We start from the raw sequence: 14976 nt of genomic DNA on the forward strand, positions 1-14976 counted from the left end.
GACGGGCAGCCGGCGTTAGAAGCGGGTCTCGGCCTGTCCGTCCGCCTCGCCCGCCGTTTGGCTGAGTTCGCCGTTGTCCAGCCGGGGTGGTCTGGCCTTGGCGTAAGCCACGGCCTCGGACACCTCGCGGCGCGCCGCCTCTTCCACCTGGTCCAGCCGCACCTGGCTGGCACCGCCGGCGATCAGCCGCCTTCTGGCGAATACCAACGGGTCCAAGAACCGCGCGGACCCGACCGGATCGTGGTAGCCGCCACGCTGGGACTCATCGAAATCGATCGTCCGGTAGGTGATGGCCTGGACCAGGGTGGGACCTCCGCCGGCGCGGGCGCGTTCTACTGCCAGCGCCACGCAGTCCCGAACCGCTTCGACGTCGTTACCGTCGACCGATACGCCCGGCATCCCGTAGTAGGCCGCCTTGCGGTACAGCTGGGTGTCCGGCACGTAACCGTCCGGTCGGGCGCTCAATGCCGGACGGATGTTCTCGACGAGAATCACCACCGGAAGTTGCCACACCACAGCGACGTTCGCGGCGTCGTTGAAGGAAGCCGAATCCACGTCGCCGTCCTCGGTGACGCACAGGGTGATCCGGCCGTTGTCATCCAGCCACTGGGTGTAGCCGTGTCCGATCGCCAACAACGGCGATTGCTCCAAGACGCGCGGAGTGTCGACGGCGTCGCGCCCGCCGGAGCGCCCCATCATTTCAGCGATCAGCGGACCGAGCTGGCTACCTAGCCCGACATGTGGGGCCTGTGGGCGATGGGTGGTGATTGCGACATCTCCATCGACCAACGCCGCCGTGGCACCGACACCCACCGCTTCCTGGCCGAAGGCAACCGGCACCGGTCGGGTGATAAGTCCTTCGATGTGCAGCTCTTCGAGCGCCATGTCAAGCAGCCGCAGCATCCACATGCGGCGATAGAGCTGCAGATGACTGGGCAGGGTCGCGGTCAGCCCTTCACGCGTGCATGTCATATGCCGGCTCCCTCCTGTAGGCCGGGAACTCCTTGGCACCGGCCAGAACACGTGCCATCGGCAGGCACAACGCCGCACCGAGCAAACCAACGGTCACCGCCGCGGCGGCGACCAGCAGACGGCCGCCATGCCCGAGGCTCCACGACGCCAGGAGCGGGGCGATGACAGCGGAGATCGCTGTCGTCATCGACCACGTGCCGTGATAGCGACCGGCGTTGGCGGCCGGCGCAATTCGATGCACCAATCCGGCGCCGACCACAAACCAGGCGATCTCCGCGGGTGCGCCCGCGGCCGTGGCCAACGCGAAACCGGCCGTGGTGTGGGCCAATGCGGCCGCTGCCATGCACGCGGTCATCCACACTCCGGCGCCGGCCAGGACGTCCAGCCTGGTACGAGTCGCCAGCTGTTTGCTCAGCCACGGCGTCAGCAGCGGGGTGAGCGCAGTGACCGCCAGCGCATTGACCAGCTGCACGAAGCCGTAGGCGCCGGCGCCCAATCCAGATGCGCGCATCAGCATCGGCACTGCCGTGATGAAACCCATCATCGCGGTGAGCGTCGCCACGCTCGATACGCACAACAGAACCAGCCGCATATCCGAAAAGGCTTGGCGGTAACCAGCTTTCGCAGTCATGCTCGGCACGGAGCCACTCGGGATGAAACGGGCCGCGACTATCGCGAAGCCGGCACACGCGATGCCGTTGATCCAGTAGAGCACCGGGGTACCCCACCAGCCCGCCAACAGACCTCCGACGCCGCCGGCGACCCCGGCCCCGACGTTCAGGATCCAGCCGAACCGCAAGCTGTCCAGCTTCGCCCGCTGACGGGGATCGGAAACCAGCGCGGTGATCGCGGCACCCAGCACCGGACGTGGCGCATCGCAAACCAGGCCGGCGATCATCGCTCCGGCCAGCAATGCCGGGACGGTGTGCGCGCCGGCCAGCAGAACCAGGGTGGTGGCCGCCACCGTCATGGTCGCCACCAGCGTCGGGCGGGCGCCGAGGCGGTCAACCAGCCACCCGCAGAGCAGTTGTCCAGCTGCCCAGCCCAGACCGAAGCCGGCTAACACCAGGCCGACCGCGCCGGCGGCATTGCCGCGTTCTGCCACGTGAAAGGCCAGGAAGGGATAAGCGAATCCGGCCGCGCGCACCAGCAGGCTGCCGCCCAGCAACACCCAGATCACCGCGGGATAGCGAACCCGGTGGGGCCTGGCGGGCGTCAGCACCGGATCGGTCATCGGTACCCGATCCAGAACTGTGACGGCTGCCACGTTGGACACAAAACCCAAGGTAGAGGCGTTGGGCTCCGGCCAGTACCTCCGATCGGTCCGACAATGAGACGAACGCGCGTTCCCCCGATCGGGGGACAGCGCGGGCTTACGCGGCCCCATAGGCCGTCAAGGGCAATCGTTCACCGTTTGCTGCGAGCCCGGTCGTGACGGCACCGCGGTGTGCTGTCTTCTCCCATAGGAAGGGCGCGGTGATGAGTTGGTAGAGGGCCCGCCACGCCGCGGCCCAGTGCGCCACCCAGTAGACGGGCAATGCGGCGATCGCACGCAGATGGCTGCCCCGTTGCTCGCCGTAGGCCAGATAGGTCGCCACCAGCCAGGTCACCGTGCTGACAGCCTGGACCGTGCCGATGGCGGCGGGATCGACTTCCACTCCCAGCACGCCGCCATAGCCGAAGGTGTCGGCGATGCTGAGCCCGAAAATCATTGTCTGTGCCAGGAATTGGACCGGCATACCGAGAACGAAGACCACCAGGGTCAGCAGGCCGTGCGGGCCGAACCGGCGGATCGTCTCGCGCGGTGTCCGGGTGTGCACGAGCGCGGTGAGCATGAATCCCTTGTGCCAACGGGTGCGCTGGGAGATCCAGTCCCGCAACCTATCCGGCGCGTCGCCGTAGGTGACGGAGTCGACGACGTCTGATCGATAACCCAAGGCGTGCAGGCGCATACCCAGATCGGCGTCCTCCGAGACGTTCCAGGCGTCCCAGCCGCCGACCTCGCGCAGCACCTGGGTGCGGAAGTGGTTGCTGGTCCCGCCCAGCGGGAAGGGCGCGCCGAGCGCGGCCAGCCCAGGAACCGTCAGGCGGAAGCGACGCGCGTATTCCACGCCGAAGCAGTGTGCGAGCAGGTTGGTCCGCACGTTGCTGGTCTGCAATACCGCTTGGACGCAGGCCAGCCTGCCGGAATTGGCGGCGAACAGCGCGGCGGTCTTGCGCAGCTGATCGGGCTCCGGCCGGTCCTCGGCGTCGAAGATCACCAGCAATTCACCCTTGGCGACGAGCAACCCGGCGTTGCACGAACGCGGCTTGGTGCGCGGCGGTCCCGGCGGCACCGGCACCACTCGCATGTACGACGGCGGCTTGGCGGCGGTGATGGCATTCAGCGTCTCGAAGTCGGTGGTCTCCACCAGGAAGAGCACCTCGAGCCGGTCGGCCGGATAGTTCAGCTTGGCCAGGCATCGGACCAGGTCACCGATTACCTCTTCCTCGCGGTAGGCCGGGACGAGCACGGTGTAGGTGGGTAGCTGTTCATCGGCCAACGGGGGGACCGGCGTGCGTCCCCGGCCGTTGCCGAACGAATACTGCAGACCGGCCATCGCGACGACGAACGACACCAGCACGATGACGGTGGTGACGGCGAGCAGAGCGACCAGGAGCACCGAGGGCGCCAGCACCGCGCCGACGACGCAGGCCACCGCCACGACCTGGGCGACCCGCTTCTGCCACGTCCGAATCCCGTGGCGGGCAGACATGTCCGGGTTGTTCTCGGCGAAGTCGTGCATGATCGCGTGCGCGATCTCGTCGGGTGACTCGGCAAAGACACGGTCTTGGGATCGAACCGGCAACGCATGCAGGTCAGCTAACTCGGCCGGCGTCCGTCGAAGGTGGTCAGCGCTCAAGATGAATAACTCCGCTTCGGTCGTAGTAACTGAAATGAACGGGTGTTATGTCCTAGGGCGCGCGCCAACGGCAGGCACAGCGCAGCTCCGATCAGGCCGATCGTGACGGTGACGAACGCGACCATCCGGTGGCCGCCGTGCATCAGGCAGCTCGACGCCATGATCGGGGCGATGACCGACGCGATGGCCAGGGCCATCGACCAGGCTCCGTGGTAGCGGCCGCCGCTGCCCTGCGGCGAAATCTGGTGCACGACGCCGGCCGCGATCACCAGACAGGCGATCTCGCCCGGCGTACACAACGCCGTCGCGACGATGAATGCCAACGGGGTCCGCGCCAGCGCGACCGCCCCCATGCACAGTGCCGTCCAGATACTGGCGACGGCCAAGATGTCGAGTCGCGGGTTGGCGCGGCTGACGATCTTGCTGAGCCAGGGCGTCAACACCGGGGTAAGGAGGAGACCCAGCAGGGCGTTGGCCAACTGCGCCTCGCCGAACTGGCCGGCGTCCAGCCCACGGTCGGCCATCAGCATCGGCACGGTGGCGTACAACCCCCGGACCGCCGTCAGCGTCGCCAGGCCGGACAGGAAAAGCAGCACCAGCCGACGGTCGGCGAACGCCTCCCGGTAGCTGACGTGCCCCGATTTCCGCGCCCGGGCGGCCGGGCGGCGCGCCGTCTTGCAACCGGCGGGGATACAGCAAGCCGCGACCACCGCGAACAGCGCGCAGGCGACACCGTTGATCCAGTACAGCAGCGGCACCCCGGACCAGCCGACCAGCACACCGCCGAGTCCGCCGGTGACGGCACGGCCTGCGCTGACGATCCAGCCGAAGCGCCAGCCGTCGAGTTTCGCGCGCTCCCCGGGGTCCGGAACGTGCTGCACGATCGACGCGCCCAGTGCCGGACGCACCGCGTCGTACACCACGCCGGTGATGAAGGCACCGAGCAGTAACGCCGGAACCGTGCGCGCATCGGCCATCAGGATGAGCACTGCGGCGGCGATCAGCATGGTGGACACCAGCGTCAGCCGCGGCCCGAAGCGGTCGACCAGCCAGCCGCACAACAACTGCCCCACCGACCAGCCCACTCCGAACGCGGCCAAGACCACGCCCACCGCACCTGCGGCATGGCCCTGGTGGGCCACGTGGTAGGCCATGAACGGATAGGCGAACGCTGACGCGCGCACCAACATGTTTCCGCCGACCAGCAGCCAGATCTCCCGCGGATAGCCAGCGCGGGCCGGCTTGTCGCGAGGGGCTAGTTGTGCAATCGGACCGTCGCCGACCGGCGCGGCCGGGTCCAGGGCCGCGACCGTCTGAAGCCGCAGATAAGCCGCGGAGACGTCGACATCACAGTCGAGAAGTGCGGCCGGCGTCGTCACATCCCGAACGCTATTGATGATCACGATTGCATAACTCCACCGATCGGCTCGATTTGGTGGCGGACTCCGGTCGGCTGATCGGGGGACATATGCAAAACCGCGATTGGTTCGTTTGCACCGGGTTGTCCCCTCTGACGGACCCCGCTCAGATGAATTGCGGCAGCACCCGAAGGGGCGTAATGCCGTCTTGGGCGCCGTTGGCCGCCCCTTCGGCGCGGCTGCCCGCGCCCGACGTCGGCAGGCCGCCCAGCAGTCCGGGTGCACTGGATCCGGCCACCGGAGCGGCGCCGGTTAGCGCGCCGGGCAGCGCGCCGACCGCGGCATGGGTCAGCGTCGGGGCCGATGCCGCCCAGGCCGGGGGCACCGACAGCGGCCCGATCGTCGCCGCCTCACCTGCAGCGGCCGACACGGCACCGGTCAAGCCCGCTGAACTGAGCGCTCCGGTGGCCGCGGAGCCCAGCGACGACGCGATCTCACTGCCCACCGCTGCCGCCGCCGCTGCCGGGAACAAGCCTTTGATGGTCGACAGCATCGACATCATCAGGCCCGCCGAAGACGTGCATACGAAGAACGGCGTGCCGAAGATGCTCATCACCGTGTCCAGATCGGTAATCCAGCCGGGCAGCTCGCCCGCCCCGCTTCCGCCCAACGCCGAGAGGACCTCGGACAGCACGTTAGCGACGTTCGTGGCGACTGAATTACCGCTGGCCTGCACGACTGCGGCGGCCTGGTTGGCCAGCCCGGCCGGGTTGGCCGCCGGTGGCGGCGGGGTCAATGGGGTCAACCGGGTGGCGGCGGTAGATCCGGCGACATAGCCGTACATGGCGGCCGCGTCCTGGGCCCACATCTCGCCGTATTCGATTTCGGCGGCCGCGATCGCCGCAGCGTTCTGCCCGAGCAGGTTGGTGCTGATCAGGCTCGTCAGCCTGGCGCGGTTGGCCGCGATCAGTGCGGGGTGCACTGTCATCGAGTACGCCGTCTCGTAAGCCGCGATCGCGGCCTTGGCCTGGCCCGCGACCTGCTCGGCCTGCATCGCAGTCGTGTTCAGCCACGCTACGTAGGGTGCTGCGGCTGCGGCCATCGTCGTCGCGGTGGCACCCAGCCAAGGCCCGCTGATCAGGCCGGTAAGCGCGGTGTCGAGTTCAATGGCTGTCGAGTTAAGGTCGACGGCCAGTCCATCCCACGCCGCGGCAGCGGCCAGCATCGAACCGGCTCCAGCTCCGGCGTACATGCGCCCAGAGTTGATCTCGGGCGGCAGCGCCCCATAAACCATTGCGGCGGCCCCGGTTAGCGGGCTGCGATCGCGTTTGCCGCCTCGGTCGCTGCGTAGGAACCACCACTGGTCTCGAGGGTCGTCACGAACATTTCGTGAATTGCTGCGGCCTGCTCGCTGATCGCTTGGTAGAGGGCGCCGTGAGCGGCGAACTGCGCAGCGGTAAGCGCAGACACCTCATCTGCGGCAGCTGGCACCACGCCGGTGATCGGCGCAATCGCGGCGGCATTGCTGGCGTTCATCGCCCCACCGATCGACTGGAGGTTGCCTGCCGCCGAGATCAGCATTTCTGGTTGGCTGGTCACGAATGACATAGCCATAACAGTGCCGTCTCGACACCGAAATGTATGTCGGCTGAGCGGTCACCATCCGGGTTGAATCACCCTGTCCCCCGATTGACGGAGGATGTGTCCCCCACCTGGGGTTATGGCACGACCTTTGACCGTACGAGGTTACGGTGCCGTAACCTCGATGACCGTCGCCGAGCCCATCCCACCGCCCGCGCACATCGCCGCGACGCCCACTCCGCCGCCACGCCGGCGCAGCTCGTGCACCAGCGTCACGAGCATCCTGGCTCCGGTCGCGGCCACCGGATGCCCCAGTGAGCAGCCGCTGCCGCTGACGTTCACCCGGTCGGGGTCCAAATCGAGCATCTTGATGGTGGCCACGCACATCGCCGCGAAGGCCTCATTGATTTCGAACAGGTCCACGTCGCTGATCGACAGATTGGCCCGGGCGAGTGCCTTCGGGATCGCATCCACCGGCGCCAAGCCGGTCAGCGCCGGGTCCACACCCACCGAAGCCCAGGCCCGCACGGTTGCCAGCGCCGGTAGGCCCAGCCGGTCGCTGGCGATGGTCAACACTGCGGCGCCGTCGTTCGCACCGCAGGCATTGCCGGCGGTAATCGAGAAGCCCTCGATCTCTGGATGCAGCGGCTTGAGCGCGGCCAGCTTTTCCATGCTGGTGTCCCGGCGCGGATGCTCGTCGACCTCGAACAGGCCATGCGGTGTCTGAATCGGCACGATCTCTTCTTTGAAGCGGCCCTCGTCAATTGCGGCGATCGCATTGCGATGCGAGCGCAGCGCCCAGGCGTCCATCTCCTCGCGACTCACGCCGGCCTTGACCGCGGCGTTCCAGCCCACCGTGATGGACATGTCCAGGTTCGGCGCGTCGGGCCGGTCTGGATGGGTGGGCGGGAACCAGTCGACCCACTCGCCGTCCACCTGCAGTCGCGACCGCGGCGAGGTGGAGGCCGAGTTAACCCCGCCGGCGATGATCAGTTGGTCCATCCCGGCGCGCACGCTGGCCGCCGCGGTCTGCACCGCGGCCTGTCCGGCCGCGCAGTGCCGGTTGTTGGCCAAACCGGGCACCTGGGACAGCCCTGCGGTGACGGCAGCGTGGCGAGCGATCACCCCGCCTCCGTAAAGGCCCTCGCCGAGGATCACGTCGTCGATCTGCGCGGGGTCAAGATCCGCCGCGGCTTCGCTGACCACGTGATGCGCCAGATCGAAAGCGCTGGTGTCGCGCAGGGTTCCTTTCCGGGCGGTCCCGATCGGAGTACGCACGGCAGACACGATGACGGCTTCAGGCACAGGTCTTCTCCACTTCGGCAAAGCGCGGCCCGAGAGCCGGCCGCACATTCATGAGAACCCTATTCTCTCAGTTTGAGAGTACGAGTTGCAAGGAGGCCGTCGCGGCGGCTCTCTAGACTGCGGCGTGTGACGCAGGCCGAGGGAACCATCGCGGTCCCGGGCGGAAAAGTCTGGTTCAAGCGTGTTCCCGGCGGCCCGGGGATGCCCCTGCTGGTCGTACACGGCGGGCCAGGCCTGCCCCATCAATACCTGGACTCGCTGCAGCGATTGGCCGGCGAGCGGGAGGTCATCTACTGGGACCAACTCGGTTGCGGTAACTCCGAGCGCCCTAACGACCCGGCGCTGTGGACCATCGAACGTTCGGTGGCCGAGATGACGGCCGTGGTGGGCGCTTTACGCCTGGACCGCTTCCACGTTTTCGGAAACTCGTGGGGCGCGATGCTGGCCCTGCAGTACGTACTCGATGCGCCCGCGGGCGTCGCCAGCCTCACCATCTCCAATAGCGCCGCGTCCATACCCGAATTCTCGCAGTACGTGGCGCGGCTGAAGTCCGGTTTGGACCCGGCCACCCAAGCCGCCATTGACCGCCACGAGGATGCGGGCACGATTGCCGCCGCGGACTACCAGGCCGCGATCCGGACCTGGAACAACACGCACTTGTGTCGGCTTCGCCCCTGGCCCGACGAACTCGACGCGGCATTTCAGAATATGGGCACCGACATCTTCGCAACCATGTTCGGGCCCAGCGTGTTTCGCATCATCGGCACGATCCGGGATTGGGACGTGGTGGATCGTTTGGCCGAGATCGCGATTCCGACGCTGCTCCTTGCCGCCAAATTCGACGAGTTCTCTCCCGACCACATGCGGGAAATGCATTCACGCATCGCGGGCTCGCGGTTCGAGTTCTTCGAGTCCACCGCGCACCTGCCCTTCCTTGAAGAGCCGGAGCGCTTCGATCAGGTAATGCGGGACTTCCTTCGGGCACAAGATAATTGACTAAGAGTGGCTCAGTTCTTCCCGGAGGTCAGCTTGGTGACGATGGTGCGGAAGTCCTCGGTGGTGAACGACTGATGCTCGGCCGAAAGCGCATAGTCCAGGCTGGCCAGCACCGCACGCTCCAGCTGAATGTTGAGCAGTCGCTTGGTGCTTTCGACCGCTTGCTGCGGCAGCTGCATGATGCGCTTGGCGCAGTCGACCGCATCGCATAACGGGTCGTCGGCGACGTGGTTGGCCAGGCCGAGTTCGACGGCCCGCTCGGCACGAATCTTGGTGCCGGTCAACGCATATTCCTTGGCCAGCATCAGGCTGATGTGCAGCGGCCAGGTCAGCGGCCCGCCGTCAGCGGCCACCAAGCCGACTTGCACATGCGGGTCGGCGAGGAAGGCGTCCTTGGCGATGTAGACGATGTCGCTCAGCGCGACCAGACTGCAGCCCAGCCCCACTGCTGGGCCATTGACGGCCGCTATCACCGGGATTCGGCAGCGTGCCATGCCCAGCACGATCTCCCGTCCGTCGCGAATGGTCTTGGCACGCAGATCGGCGTCCTCGGCCAGCTCGGCGAGGTAAGCGAAATCCCCGCCGGCCGAAAATGCTCGGCCGGCGCCGGTGAGCACCGCCGCGCGGGCGCCGGCATCGTCGGTCAGTCGCTGCCACAGCCGGGCGAGTCCGACATGCAGGTTGTCGTTGACCGCGTTGAGATCATCCGGGCGGTTCAGGGTGATGATGCGCAGCGCCCCGTCGGCGCGAACGTCGATTTCACTTGGCATGCCGTACATGTCAGACTCCCAATCCCAGAATTCGTGCGGCGATGATGTTCTTCTGTATCTGCGAGGTCCCGCCCATCACACTTTGCGCGCGGCTGTACAGGTAGGCGCTGAGCAGGTCCGGGTCCCGGGTGCCGCCAACACCCAGCGCGGCATGCCCGACGGACTGTTCCACCCAGGTCATCAGCAGCTTGTCCAGCGATCCTTCGGGGCCGTGCGAAACCCCGTCCAGCTGTTCGGACAGCCGGCGCCGAACGTGGTGGGTGAGCATTTCGGCCTGGACCGCCGCCCAGGCAACGTCTTCGGAAATATCACCTTCGTTGCGCGCCAAAAGATTTCGCACCAGTTTGTTATATCGGGCGGCGTAGCCCAGCGTGGCGGGCTCGCGCTCATGCCCGACGACGGTCATGGCAACCGCCCAACCGTCACCGGGTGCACCCACCATCCGGTCGGCCGGAACGGTCGCGCCGTCGAAGAACACCTGCCCGAATTCGTTGGTGACGCCATTCATCATCCGCAGCGGGCGTTGTTGCACCCCAGGTTGTTTCATCGCGAGCACGAATGCCGACAGTCCGCGGTGCCTTTTGGCCGCCGGGTCGGTGCGAGCCAGCAGCAGACACCAGTCGGCCACGTCGGAGTAGCTGGTCCAGATCTTGTGGCCGTTGATCACATAATCGTCGCCGTCGCGGGTGGCGGTGGTGGTCAACGACGCCAGATCCGAGCCCGCGCCCGGCTCGCTGAAACCCTGACACCAGCGCTCACTGCCATTGATGATGCCGGGCAGAAAGCGTTGCCGCAGTTCGTCACTGGCGTGCCTGCCGATACCGAACACCAGGTACCCCACACTGGGACGCGGTGGCGCGCCGGCCCGGGCCAGTTCTTCGTCGACGATGACGTCATACACGGGAGCCAACTCCTGACCGCCGTACTCGCGGGGCCAGGACAGCCCGAAGAATCCCTCTTGATACAGAGCGCGATGCCACTGCGCCTGGCGAGCCCAGTACTCATCCCCTGAGCCCGAATACTTCCCGGCATTGCTGGACAGCCAGGATCGCAGCCGGTCCCGGAACGCGGCTTCTTGCGGAGAGTCACGAAAGTCCAAAGTCGATCTCCTTCAGGTGCACCGGCCACAGCTCGGTGGAGGTCAGCGCCCGGCGCAGATAGACATGCACCAGACAGTCCCAGGTATTGCCGATGCCGCCGTGCACCTGCACCGCGCTTTCGCACACGGTTCGGGTGGCCCGCGCGCAGTAGACCTTCGCGATCTGGGCGGCCCGAATTGCGCGCGCGGTCTCGAGTTCGTCTACCGCCCACGCCGCATGCCGCAGCACGCTCACCGAGCCTTCGATCAAGGCAAGGCTTTCGGCCAGCAGGTGTGCGATGGCCTGATACGATCCGATCGGTTTGCCATACTGCTCACGGATTTTCGCGTAGTCGCATGCGACGGCGTGCGCGCCACGCGCATCCCCGACCAGATCGGCCGCCGTGGCCACCAGCGCCAGCGCCTGCCAGCGTCCGGCAACCTCGGCGGACACCTCGCCGACTGCGAGCGGCGCCGACGCCAGGCGTTTGCCGACTCGGGTGAGATCCGCGCCCACCGGATCGCCGTCGAGCTCGGCGGTCAGCACGGTGGTGCCCGCCATCAGCAGGGCCCGCCGATATCCGCGGGCATCGATTGCAATGTCACCGACGGCTATTGTCGCCGGGCCGGCGCCGACGTCGAGATGGCGGGCCAAGTCGTCGGCCAGCACCGGGCCGAGAAACGGCGCGTCCACCAGTCGGCGTCCCAATTCCTCTGCGACAACGGCGACTTCGACGCCGGATGCTCCATCCGAACGCAGCGATCGCCAGCCGGTCATCTCGATCTGCTTGTCCAGGCGTGTGATGCGCTTCTCGTCAGCCAGGTCTTGCACCGCTGCGGGGCCAAGATCGTCGGCCAGCTTGGCCGCGGCGTCACGCAGTTGCTGCTGCTCAGCTGTCAGACGTACATCCATAGCGCTCCTTCAGCTCGCGGCGCAGGACCTTGCCCGACGGCAGGCGAGGAATGTCAGGCACGAACACAACCCGGCTCAGACGTTTGTAGGACGCCAGCTTCGCTTCCACCCGGCCGGTCAGCTCGGCAGGATCCACCGGTGCGTGAGTTGCGATGGCAGCAACGACCGCTTCGCCGTTGGCGCCGTCGGGAACCCCGAACACCGCGCAGTCCCTGACCGCCGGATGACCGTGCAGCACGGTCTCGATCTCGGCGGGTGCGACCTGGAAACCGCGCACCTTGATCATTTCCTTGAGGCGGTCGGTGATCCGTAACCAGCCGTCGGCGTCGAGCGAGCCGACATCGCCGGTCCGGTACCAGCCGTCAGAGAACGCCTCCGCGGTCGCCGCGGGCGGCAGATATCCGGCCATCAGCGAATCCGACTGCGCCAGAATCTCACCCACCTCCCCCGGACCGACCGGTTCACCGGTATCCAGCGATACCACGCGCAGCGCTACGCCCGGCACTGGGCGTCCGACCGCATCAAGGCGCGCGCCGTCCAGCGGATTGCAGGCGATGACGGGCAACTCCGTGGTGCCGTAGGCGGGAACCCAGCCGACGCCGGTGCGCCGGGTCACCGCCTCGGCGATGCCGGCGGTGACCGGCGTGGCGCCCCACATGATGAACCGCAACGACGAAAGGTCGTATGACTCGAGTTTCGGGTGCGAGGCGATGGCCAGCGCGATGGGCGCAACGGCCATTTCCATTGTGATGCGGTCGGTTTCGATGTGATGCAGCATGGCGTCGACGTCGAATCGGCGATGCAGCCGCATCCAGGCTCCAGTGCGCAGCGCGGTGAGGATGTTGAGCAAGCCGAGGATGTGCGACGGCGGGGTCGCGACCTGAATGCGGTCGCGTGCGGTAAGCCCCAGCGCGTCGCGCCAGTGCCGAATGGCTGCATCCAGGGACGCATGGGTGTGCCGGACGGCTTTGGGCAGCCCGGTAGTACCGGAACTGAACACCAGCAAGGCGTCGGCGTCGGGGCGCGGCTCTGGTGCCGGTGCGGCGGGGGTGATCGGTTCGTCCAGGTGCAGCATCGGCATCAGGGCGCCCAGTACGGGATGGTCTCCCACCGCATGCGCCGGATTGGTCAGCGCCAGGGCGTGCTCGACCTCGTCGCGTTTCCAGGCCGGGCTGAGCAGTACGGCCGATGCACCCAGCTGCCAGATCGCGCTCACCGCGGCGACGAACTCGGGCCGGTTGGACGCCATGACCGCGATCCGCTCGCCGGTCTCAGCGCCCATCTTGGCCAGCGTCGCGCCGAGCCCTGCGCCCAGCACACGGAGTTCGGACAAGCTGAATCGCCGCTCCTCGAACACGAGCGCGGCCGGCTCGGTCAAGTCTGGTCCCTCCGGCTTGCGAGAAGATCCTATCGTCTGATGAGAATAGTATTCTCTATAGTGAAGAACGCAAGTATGGGAGCCGCGCGTGGAAGGGCGGTCATGACGGAGGCCGGCATGGTGACGATCTACCTCGATCGCAAGAAGGTATCGGTTCCGCTGGTGCCCGGCGAGACGCTGCTGGAAAGCGCGCGACGGGCCGGGCTGGACCCGCCTTTCAACTGCGAGGCCGGCAACTGCGGAACGTGCATGGCCCGGCTCACCGAGGGCAGCGCGAGCATGCGGGTCAACGACGCGCTCGAGGACGACGAAGTGGCCGAGGGTTACGTTCTGACCTGCCAGGGGGTGCCCGACGCGGCGCCGATCACCGTGCGTTACGAGTAGTGAGCAGAAAGGCACACAGGATGGCCAAAGGGATCATTTACGTCGAGACTCGGCCGAGTTCGCCCGATCGCGACCAGGAGTACAACACCTGGTACGACGAGATCCACCTCCCCGAACTCGTGGCGCTGGAGGGAATCGTCTCGGCCCGCCGGCTGCGGCCGGTCGATGGCGACGGCCCCTACGTTGCCCTCTACGAGGTCGAGGCCGACGACCTGCGATCGGTGCTGCAGAACATGCACCACAATGCGCGCAACCTGCACATGTCGGACGCCTTGCAAATGGATCCGCCGCCGGTGATGCGGCTACTCGAGGTGACGACCGCCTATCACCCCTAACCCCTCGGGGTCAGCGCAGCTGCGTCGCGAGCGCGGCGATCATTTCGCGGGTTCGGCGCTTGGAGGCGACGAGTTCGTCGCGATTGTCGCCGATGGGCAGTAACCGCACCGAAAGGTCGGTGACACCCGCGTCGGCGAACCGCCGGAACCTGGCCGCGATGGCGTCCTCGTCACCGGCCGCACAGATATCGCCGACATCCTTGGCGTCGCCGTAGGAGAGCAGTCGCTGATAGTTCGGCGATACCTCGGCCTCGCCGAGGATGCGATTGGCACGCTCCCGGGCAGCTTCGATTTCCGTTGCGCCACAAAGACATACCGGAATGCCGGCGACGATCCGCGGAGCCGGACGCCCGGCATTGTCGGCGGCCTTGGTGATGCGCGGGACGACATGCTCGGCGACAGCGCGCTCGTCGGCCATCCACAGCACGGTGCCGTCGGCTCGTTCACCGGCCAGTGTCAGCATCACCGGGCCCAAAGCGGCCACCAGCACCGGCAGCGGTGCCACCGGATTCAAATCGAGGGGGTTGTGCACGCGAAACGAGTCGTTCTGCACGTCCACCGGCCCAGGGTTGGCGAACGCGGCATCCAGCACCTGAAGGTAGTCGCGGGTGAATGCGGCCGGGCGCTCGTAGGGAATCCCGAGCATGTCGTCCACGATCCAGTGATGTGAGGGCCCAACGCCCAGGACCAGACGCCCGCCTGTAGCGGCATGTACCGACAAAGCCTGGCGCGCCAAGGCAATTGGGTGCTGCGCCTGCAACGGGACAACCGCGGTGCCCAATTCGATCCGGTTGGTGCGGGCGCCCATCAGCGCCACTGCCACCAGCGCATCGAAGTCGTTGGGGATCTGCGGAATCCAGGCGGTGTCGAGGCCGGCGGTTTCGGCCCAGTCGATGTCGGCCAGCATCCGGGTGACCTTGCGCGCGGAATCGCCACGCTCGGGACCGACCATCACTCCGATGCGCACGTTTCCTCCACCGCCCGCGGGATCAGCTCTACTGCA

The 14976-nt window shown here is 67.0% G+C and carries 15 protein-coding genes; 3 read left to right on the forward strand and 12 right to left on the reverse strand.

Annotated elements, in window-relative coordinates; genetic code table 11:
• Positions 1–15: 15 nt before the first annotated feature.
• From AWC27_RS00885 to AWC27_RS00915, 7 genes are all read right to left on the reverse strand, one after another.
• Positions 16–972: a thiamine pyrophosphate-dependent dehydrogenase E1 component subunit alpha gene (locus tag AWC27_RS00885; protein WP_085668593.1), complete on the reverse strand. Its 957-nt coding sequence runs from the start codon at positions 970–972 to the stop codon at positions 16–18.
• The gene (locus tag AWC27_RS00890; RefSeq protein ID WP_085668594.1) at positions 956–2248 is read right to left on the reverse strand and encodes an MFS transporter; all 1293 of its coding nucleotides are present in this window, start codon (positions 2246–2248) and stop codon (positions 956–958) included. The genes AWC27_RS00885 and AWC27_RS00890 overlap by 17 nt, the downstream gene beginning before the upstream one ends.
• A gap of 97 nt (positions 2249–2345) precedes the next feature.
• The gene (locus AWC27_RS00895; RefSeq protein ID WP_139836677.1) at positions 2346–3875 is read right to left on the reverse strand and encodes a glycosyltransferase family 2 protein; all 1530 of its coding nucleotides are present in this window, start codon (positions 3873–3875) and stop codon (positions 2346–2348) included.
• Positions 3872–5176 carry an MFS transporter gene (locus AWC27_RS00900; RefSeq protein WP_372516896.1) on the reverse strand — a complete coding sequence of 435 codons (1305 nt, stop codon included), beginning with the start codon at positions 5174–5176 and terminating at the stop codon, positions 3872–3874. The genes AWC27_RS00895 and AWC27_RS00900 overlap by 4 nt, the downstream gene beginning before the upstream one ends.
• A gap of 223 nt (positions 5177–5399) precedes the next feature.
• Positions 5400–6527 (reverse strand): PPE family protein, encoded by a 1128-nt coding sequence (locus tag AWC27_RS00905; RefSeq protein ID WP_085668598.1) that lies wholly within the window; start codon positions 6525–6527, stop codon positions 5400–5402.
• Between the two features lie 14 nt (positions 6528–6541).
• Positions 6542–6841, reverse strand: coding sequence for a PE family protein (locus AWC27_RS00910; RefSeq protein ID WP_083111789.1), 300 nt, complete (start codon positions 6839–6841; stop codon positions 6542–6544).
• Between the two features lie 138 nt (positions 6842–6979).
• Positions 6980–8119 (reverse strand): thiolase family protein, encoded by a 1140-nt coding sequence (locus AWC27_RS00915; RefSeq protein ID WP_085668600.1) that lies wholly within the window; start codon positions 8117–8119, stop codon positions 6980–6982.
• A gap of 126 nt (positions 8120–8245) precedes the next feature.
• On the opposite strand from AWC27_RS00915, the gene AWC27_RS00920 reads away from it, so the two are divergent.
• The gene (locus AWC27_RS00920; RefSeq protein WP_085668602.1) at positions 8246–9115 is read left to right on the forward strand and encodes a proline iminopeptidase-family hydrolase; all 870 of its coding nucleotides are present in this window, start codon (positions 8246–8248) and stop codon (positions 9113–9115) included.
• An 11-nt stretch (positions 9116–9126) separates the two neighbouring features.
• Here AWC27_RS00920 and AWC27_RS00925 read toward each other — a convergent pair whose 3' ends face one another.
• The 4 genes from AWC27_RS00925 to AWC27_RS00940 are packed head-to-tail and all read right to left on the reverse strand — an operon-like array spanning position 9127 to position 13254.
• Entirely contained in the window at positions 9127–9894 is a 768-nt protein-coding gene (locus AWC27_RS00925) for an enoyl-CoA hydratase/isomerase family protein (protein ID WP_085668604.1), read from the reverse strand.
• Position 9895: 1 nt separating this feature from the next.
• Positions 9896–10984 (reverse strand): acyl-CoA dehydrogenase family protein, encoded by a 1089-nt coding sequence (locus tag AWC27_RS00930; protein ID WP_085668605.1) that lies wholly within the window; start codon positions 10982–10984, stop codon positions 9896–9898.
• Entirely contained in the window at positions 10971–11876 is a 906-nt protein-coding gene (locus tag AWC27_RS00935; protein WP_085668607.1) for an acyl-CoA dehydrogenase family protein, read from the reverse strand. The genes AWC27_RS00930 and AWC27_RS00935 overlap by 14 nt, the downstream gene beginning before the upstream one ends.
• A complete protein-coding gene (locus AWC27_RS00940) occupies positions 11854–13254 on the reverse strand; it encodes a class I adenylate-forming enzyme family protein (RefSeq protein ID WP_085668608.1) in 1401 nt (466 codons plus the stop codon). The genes AWC27_RS00935 and AWC27_RS00940 overlap by 23 nt, the downstream gene beginning before the upstream one ends.
• A gap of 102 nt (positions 13255–13356) precedes the next feature.
• Between AWC27_RS00940 and AWC27_RS00945 the strand changes: the two genes are divergently transcribed.
• Both AWC27_RS00945 and AWC27_RS00950 read left to right on the forward strand, forming a co-directional pair.
• Entirely contained in the window at positions 13357–13638 is a 282-nt protein-coding gene (locus tag AWC27_RS00945) for a 2Fe-2S iron-sulfur cluster-binding protein (protein ID WP_085668820.1), read from the forward strand.
• 20 nt (positions 13639–13658) lie between these two features.
• Complete coding sequence (locus AWC27_RS00950) at positions 13659–13973, forward strand: DUF4286 family protein (protein ID WP_085668610.1); 315 nt, start codon at positions 13659–13661, stop codon at positions 13971–13973.
• Between the two features lie 10 nt (positions 13974–13983).
• On the opposite strand, the gene AWC27_RS00955 is transcribed toward AWC27_RS00950, so the two are convergent.
• Positions 13984–14940 carry an LLM class F420-dependent oxidoreductase gene (locus AWC27_RS00955; protein ID WP_085668612.1) on the reverse strand — a complete coding sequence of 319 codons (957 nt, stop codon included), beginning with the start codon at positions 14938–14940 and terminating at the stop codon, positions 13984–13986.
• Positions 14941–14976: the final 36 nt, after the last annotated feature.

It is taken from the genome of Mycobacterium szulgai (assembly GCF_002116635.1).
GTDB classification, from domain to species: domain Bacteria; phylum Actinomycetota; class Actinomycetes; order Mycobacteriales; family Mycobacteriaceae; genus Mycobacterium; species Mycobacterium szulgai.

Excerpts from the sequence above, each read along its gene's own strand:
- AWC27_RS00885 (WP_085668593.1), bottom strand. The coding sequence starts at position 972 with ATGACATGCACGCGTGAAGGGCTGACCGCGACCCTGCCCAGTCATCTG.
- AWC27_RS00905 (WP_085668598.1), bottom strand. The coding sequence starts at position 6,527 with ATGGTTTATGGGGCGCTGCCGCCCGAGATCAACTCTGGGCGCATGTAC.
- AWC27_RS00910 (WP_083111789.1), bottom strand. The coding sequence starts at position 6,841 with ATGTCATTCGTGACCAGCCAACCAGAAATGCTGATCTCGGCGGCAGGC.
- AWC27_RS00925 (WP_085668604.1), bottom strand. The coding sequence starts at position 9,894 with ATGTACGGCATGCCAAGTGAAATCGACGTTCGCGCCGACGGGGCGCTG.
- AWC27_RS00935 (WP_085668607.1), bottom strand. The coding sequence starts at position 11,876 with ATGGATGTACGTCTGACAGCTGAGCAGCAGCAACTGCGTGACGCCGCG.
- AWC27_RS00945 (WP_085668820.1), top strand. The coding sequence starts at position 13,357 with ATGACGGAGGCCGGCATGGTGACGATCTACCTCGATCGCAAGAAGGTA.
- AWC27_RS00950 (WP_085668610.1), top strand. The coding sequence starts at position 13,659 with ATGGCCAAAGGGATCATTTACGTCGAGACTCGGCCGAGTTCGCCCGAT.